At 61.4% G+C, this 4,353-nt stretch carries 1 protein-coding gene; it reads right to left on the bottom strand.

All coding sequences use genetic code 11. The annotated features are described in order from the left end of the window. A partial coding sequence (locus HMPREF1155_RS04050) for a Cna B-type domain-containing protein (protein WP_009077608.1) occupies positions 1–4,353 on the bottom strand: 4,353 nt, incomplete at both ends.

Genomic DNA, 4,353 nt, shown 5'->3' with positions numbered 1-4,353 from the left:
TGGGGTTGGGGTTGGGGTTGGGCGTGACTCCCGGCGTATGGGAGTTCGTGACCACGAACCCGTTCGCCGCATCTCCGCCGATAGCGGCCTTATACCCCTCGGGGACATCCTCGGAAACCGAATAGTCCGCCACGTCGCCGTTGTCGTCGTAGACGGGAACGCCGTCGAAGCTGCCCTTCCAGTCGCCATCGGCATCAAGCGTCAAGGTCCTGCCGGTATCCGTGCCGTCCGCACGCAGCAGGTGCAGCACGACGGAACTCGGACGGGAGCCGTCCTTGTCATCGGAATCGTCCCAGACCTTCTCGGCCTTGATGGACGTGACCGCCTTCGTCAGCTCGACCGTCAGGCGAATCGAGTCGTCACCCGCAGGGGCCACGGCATCCTTGCCGTCCGGCCACTGCACGCCGGTCCACTTGAAGGAAAACGCCTTACGCGTACCGGATTGCGAAGTCGCGATGGCTTTGAAGAAGCCGTCGACCGTTCCGACGGACGTCAGCTGCGTGCCCTCAGCGAGGTTCGTCGCGACCTTGACGCCGGGGATGGTGAGCTTCATCCAGCTGTGGTCGGCCGAGGCGCTGTCGCCCGCGCCGTCCACGACGGCCTTGAGGTCGGCGTAGGTCTTGATGGCGCCAGGGTCGGCGAGCGAGAAGCCGACGGTGACGGTGGTGTCATCGGCCGTCACGCTCTCGACCTTGAACCCATTGCCGAAGTGCTCGGCAATAAGATCAGAAGGATCGTCAAGCCCGCCGGGAAGCTCCATGCCGTCGGGAATCTTGAAGGTCGCCGTGAAGCCGAAATCCTTGACGTCCACGGAAATATCCTGGGCCGCAGGGTTGTTGAACTGCGCCTCGATGGCGGCCATCTGGCCCTGGACCGTCCTCATGTCCACCGCGCCCGTCAGATCGAGCGTGGAACCCTGGAAGGTGTCGTACACGGCCGCGTGCTCGGTGTCGGCACCGACGAGCATGTCGGCCGGAAGCTGAACATCCGTCGGCTTCGGCGTCTGAACGGTGAGCTGGATGGTGTTATCGTTCGCTTCGGCCGTCGCATCCTTGCCCTCGGGAGTCTGCACGCCCTTCCACTTGAAATCGAAATCCTTCTCCGTGCCGCCGGACGAAGTCGCCACAGCGTTGAAGGAGCCTTCGACCGTGCCCGTCGTCGTGAAGGACGAGCCGTCGTACACATCGTCCTCCACCAGAATGCCGGGGATGGTGAGCTTCATGGTGTCGCTGAGCTTGCCGACCGCGGCCTTCAGAAGCGGATACGTGTAGGTGCCGCCCGCATCTTTGACGAGATCCTTGTTAAGGCCCATCGTGACAGTGATCTTGCCTTCGTCCACCTCGACGTTCGTGATGGTGAAGGTCTTGTCGAATCCTTCGAGAACCAGGTCGTCGGCGCTCAGATCCTCGGAGAACGTGAGGCCTTCGGGAACCTTGAAGACCGCCGTGAAGGACGAATCCATGTCGTTGGACAGGGTGACGTTCGAGCCATCGTTATTGAACTGGGCCTCGATGGCATCCATCTGGTCCTTCACAGGCTTGACGTCGACGGTGCCGGTGATGTTGATCTTGGAACCCTGGTAGACCCCGAACACCTTGTCGTGCTCGGTGTTCGTACCCGCCTGCTTGAGCTGTTCGGCAGTGGGCTCGTCCGGCAGCGCGCTCACGAGCATGTCAGCGCCGAGCTCAAGCTCGTAGGGCTTCTTCACGAGCATGGTCTGCTGGATGGTGACGGCATCCTTGGCCTTGACGTCCTTGCCGGAGGCGTTCTGCTCGCCCTTCCAGGCGAAGGCGAAACGCTTGGCCTTGCCGGTAGAACCCTGGGCGACGGCCGAGAAGTCGCCGGCCACGGTGCCGACGGCCGTAAGCTCGTCGCCGTTCGCGACCGCATCCTTATCGAACGTGAGGCCGGAGAGCGTAAGAAGGATGGCATCGTCGATGGTGTTCAGGGAATCGCCTGCATCGTGGCTGTTGAGGCTGCCCGTCGAATCGACGGCATCCTTAAGCTGCTTGTAATCGGCAAATGCCTGCTTAAGCTCGAAGGTCACCGTGACCTTCTGCCCGGAGACGGACACGTCCGTAACCTTGTAGCAATCGCCCAGATAGGCATCGGTCACTTGGGGATCGGAGGGCACGGTGACGCCCGCAGGAAGCTCGAAGGTCGCCGTGAACGTGGATTTGGCATCCGTGAGCTTGATCTTGGAGAAATCGTCCGCGTCCTGGCCGAACTGCGCTTCGATCGCTTCCATCTGCTTCTTGATGCCCGAAACGTCCACCGCGCCGGTCAGGCTGAACGTAGAGGAGCCGTCGGCCTTGACTTTGAGAACCGACGTGCTGGCCTTCTGGCTGCCGACGCCGGCGTTGCCCCACATGTCGGAGTCAAGGGTGCCGTCGGCCTTGATCAGCTCGACCGAAGGATCGTCCTTCCACTTAAGGTAATAGGTGGTATCGGAGGTTATTTTGGGATTGTCGCCGCCGAATGTGAAGCCGAAGAACGTCTTCTCGTCGAACCGGAACTTGGCGCCCGTCCCCGATGCATTTGCATACCAGTTCGTCGTGTCCGCGATCACCGAACCAGGCTTCGACGCTATATCTTTATTAAGTTTGAGATCGTTATGGGAAACGCCGCCCAACAGCTCGCGCAGCTTCTGCCCGTACGACGCCGTCTGCTTGAGCACGGCGACTTCTCCGCCGGTCGCGTCCTTTTCTATCGTGAAGACGCCAGGATTGGTCTTGAAGACGCTGGAGTCGGCGAACGTTCCGCCGTTCGCCGAGAACGCGACCTTGTATGCATCGTCATTGAACTGCGCATACAGGTCGATCTGGGAAACGCCTGCCGCAAACGTGAGCGTTGCGCCTGCCGCGACGGCATCGCCCGATCCATCAGGCGCCGTGGTCCACTTCGTGAACTTCTTGCCAGGGACGGCGAAATCGGCATCGGCCTTCACGACATCTTCGAAAGAAGCCGCTTTGGCGGAGCTGGCGGCCGCATCCACGGTCTGGATGTAGCTTTCGCCCTTGCCGTTATGGTAGACGACCGTCTTCGCGTCCCATTTGGCATACACCTCGGTATCGGCGGCGAAGGCATCGTCGGCATACGCATACTCATGCTCGACGCCCGAAGCATCTTTGTAGAACCATCCGAGGAACGCAGTGCCGTTCGCATCCACGGGCGTGCCCGGGTCGGCGGCGGCCGCATTGCCCTCGACGTCGCCGAGCTTGTATCCGCGCATCGTCGAATACGTCTTCTTATCGACCGTACCGTCCGCGAATTTGGCGTTCGTGTTGTTCAGCGTGAACGTCACCTTGGCAGCCGGGGTCCAGACATGCTTCTTGCCGTCGGCGGACGCATGCGCGACCGCGTAATCATATGCATCGCCGTTCTTGTTGATGGGATGGAGCACGCTTACGGACGTGTCGGTCAGCGTGAAGAGGGACAGCCACTCATCGCCGTTCGCTGCGCCGTTGGTCGGCGTGGTCACGTCGTGGTTGTACCCAGGGTCATAGGCGACCAGATACGAGCCCCCGGTCACGACGTAGGAGCTCCCGTTGTCGCGGTTCGCGCCGCCGTCATCGGCCGTCTTGTCCTTCGCGTCGGTATTCACCACGCAATCGCCTTGGAAGGTGATGGAGCAGGGGCCGCTGGAGTGGCCCGCGCCATAGGAGGGGGTCCAGCGCATGTTGGTGGTTTCGAGCGTTGAATTGGTGAATGTCGCCGACGAGGGCGTGTAGTTGATGTTCAGGCCGCCGGCGTTGCTGTTCTTGATGACGACCTTGGAGTCGTCCACGGTCATCTTGGCGGAAAGCGTGATGCGCGATCCGTCGCCCGTCAGCGTGGAGCCGTTCTTGAGGTCGGAGTCGGCGAGGATGGCCATGACCTGCTTGTAGGCGGAAGCGCCTGTCGCCTTGTACGCATAGAAGTCGGAGTGGTCCAGATGGACGCCGCCGCCGGGATTGAAGTAATACCACACGCCGCGCGTGGTGAGCGACGCGTCCTTCATAGTGAGGGCGCCGTACTGCTCGCCGCCTTCGTTCTTGGCCTGAACATTCACATCGCACCCGATGAGCTCGGCAGTCGCGCCCGTGAACGTGCTGCCTTTCTCGGTTAAGGCGGAAACGGTCAGCTTGTCGCGACCGGTGCCGTTGAATTTGCCTTGGAGGTTGAAGCCGTACGTATTGCCGTCGAAGTTATAACGGCCGTCGTTCACTTCTGCGCCGGCCTTGACGATGAGCGCGGTTTTGAATCCGCTCATCGTGAGGGTCTTTCCGTCGTCGCATGCGAGGGACGCACCGCTTTCGAGCGTGATGCCGTCCTTGCCGGAACCCGTCATCGTCGTATCGTCCGCGACGGAAA

The organism is Slackia sp. CM382, from assembly GCF_000293015.1.
Classification (GTDB): Bacteria; Actinomycetota; Coriobacteriia; order Coriobacteriales; family Eggerthellaceae; genus Slackia; species Slackia exigua.
The sequence above is the reverse complement of the archived record's forward strand: the minus strand, read 5'-3'. Positions and strand labels throughout refer to the sequence as shown.